The sequence below is a fragment of the Streptomyces sp. NPDC047061 genome (assembly GCF_040643955.1).
Lineage (GTDB): Bacteria > Actinomycetota > Actinomycetes > Streptomycetales > Streptomycetaceae > Streptomyces.
This window is the reverse complement of the sequence record NZ_JBEYVI010000105.1, coordinates 1-5890: the sequence shown is the minus strand read 5'-3', so window position 1 is coordinate 5890 and position 5890 is coordinate 1. Positions and strand designations below refer to the sequence as shown.

Sequence of the window (5890 nt, the reverse complement as noted above, 5' to 3'; positions counted from 1 at the left end):
TCCTCCGCCAGCGCATCCTGCTCAGCTGATGCTCCGCCAAACCCGGCGATCACCCGCTACGAAAATCTTGGAAGACCCGCTCGCTTTACAGACCCTCGAGGTGTCCACGATCAAGGTGGAGGGCCCGATGTCGCAGCAGCTGTCCATGGGCGCCCAGCTGATCCGAGGTGAGGGCGTGTAGGTCAGGGCCCCGTGACCTGAGTACGTCTGCGGGGTTGGTGACACGTCTGTGATCGCGCGTGACACGTGAGAACCCACGTCGGCTTGCTACAGCGGGGCGTCGTCGTGCAGTTGCTCATGACGGATCGAGGCTTGCACTGGAGGCTCCGTTGTACTCCGGCTCGCCGCTCTCGAGTTCGCGGAGGAGCGAGGCCGATGCGACGTGGGCTGTGCGGCCTATAGCTCTTCGATCTCGACAAGTCGAACGCCTGGGCGGCGACCTCGATGCTCGCCGCCCGCTCCAAGCGGCGTCATCAGCGTCGTGAACGGGAACACGCCGGGCAGCCAACGGCCTTGTTCGTGTCGCGAGTTTGGGGCGGGCTTCCTCACGGCGGCCTTCTTGCTTGGCCCTTCAGGGCTGACCTCTTCGTGATCTTCGACAGCTTATGGACGTCCGCAGGACTCCCTCGCCGGGAGGAGCCTTCGCTCGCGATACGGATTCGTTCAGGGCAGTCATGAGGTCGAAAAGCTCTCCCAGAGCTGTCGGCGGTTCGGGCGCTACTTGGTCCGCGACTGGTCCGGCGGGATCTACCTTGGATGCCAGACAGTAACTAGAAGAATCCAATTGATTACATTAGGTGCCTGCAAGGTTAGGTTGCCTGGAGCGGAGCAATGCCTCCAGACAACCCGACTTCAGGCTCTAGAAAAAGCCGAGTTTCTGAGGGCTGTAAGAACAAAGAATGTTCTTCGTCTGCTGGTGGTACACGGGGCCTACTGCTCCTGAGCTGCAGGAATGAGCGAGATTGCCTGGCGTGAGGCAAAGTTGGTCCACTCTTGGTCCGGATCTTGGTGGGGGAGAGTGCTTTCACCGCGGTTGGGGCACGTTCGGCGTCCGGAGAGCCGGAAGGTGATCGTGCGACGAGCCGTCGGTGATCCCCTCCCCGTACGGATTCCGCTGCCCGCTGCCGGTGGGGATGCGCTGAGCCACCGGACACCGGAGCCGAGCACGCCAACGAGGCGCAACCGCCCGTCCACGCGCACGAGACCGAGGCCTCGCGCGGGTGTCGCGGCTCGGCGCAGGGCCTCCCATCGGCTGCGGCGGCGCCCTCACCGGCAACCATGCGACCGACCACGAACACGGCCCGTCCATCCCGTCCAGCCGCTCCTCCTGGTCGAAGTGCGCGTCGGCACCGGCCGCCACACCACTGTCGGCTTCGTCCGCGGCCGCCCTGGCAGGCCAGAACGGATTCGCCGGGACGGAAAAGGGCGTCCTCGCCTTCCGGGGATTCGAATTCACCGACCGGTATCCCGTCCTCACCCGTGCCGCCGTACGGAGTCTCGGGCAGTGACAGGCCGACGAAGAGCAAATCGCCCGCGACGGCCATGCCGCGACGGTCGGTCACCCGGTGCTGCGGCCCGGATGAACTCCCTGAGCAACTACCTCGTGTTTCAAGCGAGTTGAAGCACCTGCACACTCTGTCTTGGAGGCTCACATGCCGGATTCTCCTGTCTCGATCTTTGAGCGACTCAGCGTTCTCACCACACCGAAGGACCCTCAAGTCCTCTTCCGTACCGTGCACGTCCTGGGCGGGGGGATCGGCGGGCTCCTCGCCGCGCGGGTGCTCGCTGACCATGCCGAGCGCGTCGTGATTGTCGAGCCCGACAGGGCGGAGGCGGGCGCCAAGGGGGAGCCCCGCCCAGGTGTGCCGCAGGGCTACCAGGTCCACACGCTCTTGCCGGGCGGCCGTGCGCAGCTGGAACGCTGGTACCCCGGGATCATCCAGCGGGCGCTCGACGGGGGCGCGGTCCTGTCCGGTCCGCACGACGCCGCGGCCTACCTCGATGATGTGGAGCAGATCACCACACCCAACACCGAGCTCGTCACCAGCAGCCGCCCGTTCCTCGAAGCGCTGATCCAGAGTGCCACCCTCAGCCTTCCGAACGTCGACGTGGCCATCGGCCGCGTGACGGGTCTGAACTACGCGCGCGGCGCCGTCGACGCGGTGCGTTACACGACGGACGGCCATGAGACCGTCGCCACCACGGACTTCGTCGTCGATGCCACCGGCCGCGGCAGCAGGCTCTCCACCTGGCTGGACGAGGGAGGCTGGCCCCGTCCTGACATGGAGCGGCTGAAAGTCGACATCCGCTACTTCACCGCCCGCTTCACCCGCTCTCCCGACTGGTCCGGCCCCTCCAGCGGGATCAGCCGCTACAGCCCGCACTTCCCGTCGAAAGGACTGGCTGTGGCAGCGGTCAACGCCATCGAGGGCCAACGGTGGGCAGTCATGCTCGCCTATTTCGGGAGCGAGGGCGAGCACGTGGGCACCGAGGACTTCCTCGCCCGTTGCCGCGAGCTGCAACCGGTCTACCAAGAGGCGGCTGCCGGCGAGCTGATCGGTGAGGTGGTCTCCTACCGCCACCCCGACAGTAGGTGGCGCCACTTCGAGGAACTCGACCGCTTTCCCGCCCGCCTCGCAGTCATCGGCGATGCCGTGGCGTCGTTCAACCCCGTATACGGGCAGGGCATGTCCTCCGCCGCGCTCCACACGTCGTGCCTGTCGGAGTACCTGCGCTCCGCGCCGGACCTCGACGCCCCGGTGCGGTACTTCTTTGACCTGCAGAAGGTCATGGTCCAGGCCGCGTGGCAGACCTCCACGGCCGCCGACTCCGTCCGGCTGGGAGTCGCCAGGAAGCCGACCACTGTGCAGGACCGTCGCTACGCGTGGGCCATGCAGCAAGTGATGGCCGCGGCCAACCGGGACGTTCGCATAGCCACCGCCTTCCGGGCCGTCGGCTTCATGACCGCCCACCCGGCCACACTGTTCGCACCGGAGTTGGTGCGCCGGGCGGCTACAGCCAATGGCATACCGAACGAAGTGCTCCACCGCGAGTACGGACTCACGGAGCACGACAGCGAATTGACCCCGACCACCGATCGGTAGTCCCCGCCCATCCGCCGCATCGTTGACAGACTGCCAGGCGCTGCGGGCAGGATGGCTGTGGCGTGACTCCTCAGGAACAAGCACAGCCGAAGAGTCGCTCTGGCTGCAGGACCTGCCGCGTTGACGCCGCCGCTGTCGCCTGGTCTTCGGACCAGTCCGGCGGGCAGCCGCTACGCGGGCCAAAGCGAAGTCCTCGGCACAGCCTTCGCTGAAGCGCCGAGCCCGAGACGGGCGTCTTCGCTGTCGAGTGCCTGCTACGTCGAACGCTTCGGCATGTCCGCAACGTGTGTATGGCGATGCTGTCACGTCAGATGTGGCAGTACCGAGCGTGAGGACTGTCGTGACAAGGCTTGGACCAGGGATGCGGATCGCAGCAGGGGCAGTTGCACTTTCCTTCCTCCTGTCCGCGTGCGGCTCTGCGGAGGGAACCCAGCCGAGTAAGACACAGCAGGTCAGCCTGATCCCGACCAGTGATCCCTCCTTGAACGTTCCGCAAGGGAGCGTCAAAGCAGCCACTCATGCGACCGTGTCCGCGCGGGTCGACGACGAACTCAAGTCCGTAGTGGTCGACGGGAACGGTAAGACCGTCTACGTTTTCGACAAGGACGAGGCGACTCCGGGCAAGTCGAACTGCGTCGCGGAATGCGCCAAGACGATGCAGCCTGTACCCGCCGACGCCGCCACGTCAGGCAGAGGCGTCGATCAGGACCTTCTGGGTTCGATAACCCGAGTGGACGGATCGAAGCAGTTGACTCTCGCGGGGAAGCCGCTCTACACCTACGCGAAGGACGAACCGGGCGACACCAAGGGGCAGGGGTACCAGAAGGCGTGGTACGCCGCAGCCGCGGACGGCGCCAAGGCGGGTGTCAGCAGGCTGGCTCTGGGCGTCCTCGACAGCCCGAAGCTGGGCCGGGTCCTCCAGGACAAGAACGGACGCACGCTCTACCTCTTCACCAAGGACACCCCGTGGCCGATGACCACAGCCTGCGATGCCAAGTGCCTCCAGAAGTGGACGCCGAGCGCCCCGGTCACCGCTGCTGATGCCGAGGCCGCGGGTCTCAGCCCGGAGGTCCTCTTCACGTTCACCACACCAGGTGGAACCGACCAGGAATCGTTCAACTGCTGGCCCGCCTACACCTTCAACGGAGACAAGGAGCCCGGCGAGACGAACGGCCAGGGGGTGAACGGAGTGTGGTTCGCGATCAAGGCCGACATTCCCAGGAGCGACCGGGGCAAGACAGTTCCTGCGGCCGGGCGGAACCGGTACTGATTCCTGGCGCGGGCAGAGACAGGGGGTCCAGAAGCCAGGTCTTCTGGGCCAGGAATTCGTACCAGCAGATTTCACCAGTGATGGAAGTCGCCACGCCTAGGAAGGCAGGACTACGACATGACCTCGGCCGCCGGCCACGGTGACGAAGACCCGCAGGACTACCCCTTTGTGGGCGCCCGCGCCCTCGAACCGCCCGCCCAGTGGGCCGGGTTGCGCGAGAAGTGCCCCGTGGCGTGGGTACGCACACCCGGCGGTGAGGAGACCGCGCTGCTGACCCGCTACGAAGACGTCCGCAAGCTGTTCGCCGACCGCAGATTCCGGCGGAACCTGGTCGCGGAGGACGCCGCCCGGCTGGGCGATTCCGAGGACGGCGGACTGTTCTACAGCCCAGATCCCGGCGGAGAGGGTATATCGGACGCTGACTACGACCGCAACGACCGATCCGAGCACACCCGCTGGCGTGCCGTCCTCACCCGGGCCCTGACCGGTCGGCGGCTCGACGAACTACGCCCCCGCATCGCCGCGAAAGCCAACGAGCTCATCGACGCCATGACCGCGCGCCCGGGGCCCGCCGATCTGGTCAGTGCCCTCGCGAGGCCGCTGCCCCTCTGGGTGATCTGCGATGCCCTCGCCATCCCGCACCAGGACCAGGACCGGATTCTGCAATGGTCGACGGTCCTGCTCAGCCTCACCCGGCACACACAGAGCGAGATGAACCAGGCCGGTGGCGAATTCTACGAATACATGATCGCGCACATCGAGAGCAGGCGCGCCACCCCCGGCGACGACGTCATCAGCGAACTCACCGCGATCGTCGACGCGGACGACGGACGCTTCAACGAGCCCGAGCTCGCGAGCGCGGGAATCGGTCTACTCGTTGCTGGACACGAGACCACATCCCAGATGATCGGCAAGATGACCGCGATGCTGCTCGCCGATCGCGACCGCTGGCGCGAACTGCTGGTCGACCCCGGGCTCGTACCCACCGCGGTGGAGGAAGCACTGCGTTTCGACGCCAACCACGGCTTCGCATTGCCGCGATACATTTCCGCCGACATGGAGTTCGGCGGCACCACGCTCACCCGCGGCTGCACCGTTCTGGCCGAGATCGCCGCGGCCAACCGTGACGGGACCGTCTTCCCGCACCCGGACCGGATGGATCTGCGGCGCGCCCCCAACCCTCATCTCACCTTCGGATACGGTCCCCATATCTGCGTGGGCCGTGAATTCGCCCGCACCGAACTGAGGACCGTTCTCGCCACCCTGCTCAAGAGGCTTCCGACGCTCGAACTCGCGGTACCGGCCCAGCAGTTGACGCGTCGGTCAGGGATTCTGGTCGGCGGTTTGGAGGAGTTGCCGGTCCGCTGGTGACGGCCCGGGCTACCGGTGTCAGCCGTCGTAGGACCAGTAGCCCGAGTGCCTTTAGCCTCGATCGTTCATGAGTCCCCGGCAGCTTGCTGACGGGGACGTTGAGTCTGTGTGGTGGGATCTTTTCGGGGTTGGGGCAGGCTGAGGG

5 protein-coding genes are annotated in these 5890 nt (G+C 66.2%); all 5 read left to right on the top strand.

Annotation, left to right across the window (positions count from 1 at the left end; translation table 11 throughout):
- On the top strand, positions 1-181 hold a 181-nt coding region (locus ABZ887_RS50800), incomplete at its 5' end, for a hypothetical protein (RefSeq protein ID WP_361306491.1).
- Positions 182-1220: 1039 nt separating this feature from the next.
- Positions 1221-1508 (top strand): hypothetical protein, encoded by a 288-nt coding sequence (locus ABZ887_RS50795; protein ID WP_361306489.1) that lies wholly within the window; start codon positions 1221-1223, stop codon positions 1506-1508.
- Between the two features lie 225 nt (positions 1509-1733).
- Positions 1734-3104 (top strand): FAD-binding monooxygenase, encoded by a 1371-nt coding sequence (locus ABZ887_RS50790; protein ID WP_361306487.1) that lies wholly within the window; start codon positions 1734-1736, stop codon positions 3102-3104.
- A gap of 328 nt (positions 3105-3432) precedes the next feature.
- The gene (locus ABZ887_RS50785) at positions 3433-4374 is read left to right on the top strand and encodes an SCO0930 family lipoprotein (protein ID WP_361306485.1); all 942 of its coding nucleotides are present in this window, start codon (positions 3433-3435) and stop codon (positions 4372-4374) included.
- A 117-nt stretch (positions 4375-4491) separates the two neighbouring features.
- Positions 4492-5745, top strand: coding sequence for a cytochrome P450 (locus ABZ887_RS50780; RefSeq protein WP_361306483.1), 1254 nt, complete (start codon positions 4492-4494; stop codon positions 5743-5745).
- The last annotated feature ends 145 nt before the right edge of the window (positions 5746-5890 follow it).

Bases quoted from the DNA above. Each gene is read 5' to 3' on its own strand.
- ABZ887_RS50780 (WP_361306483.1), top strand. From the start codon at position 4,492: ATGACCTCGGCCGCCGGCCACGGTGACGAAGACCCGCAGGACTACCCC.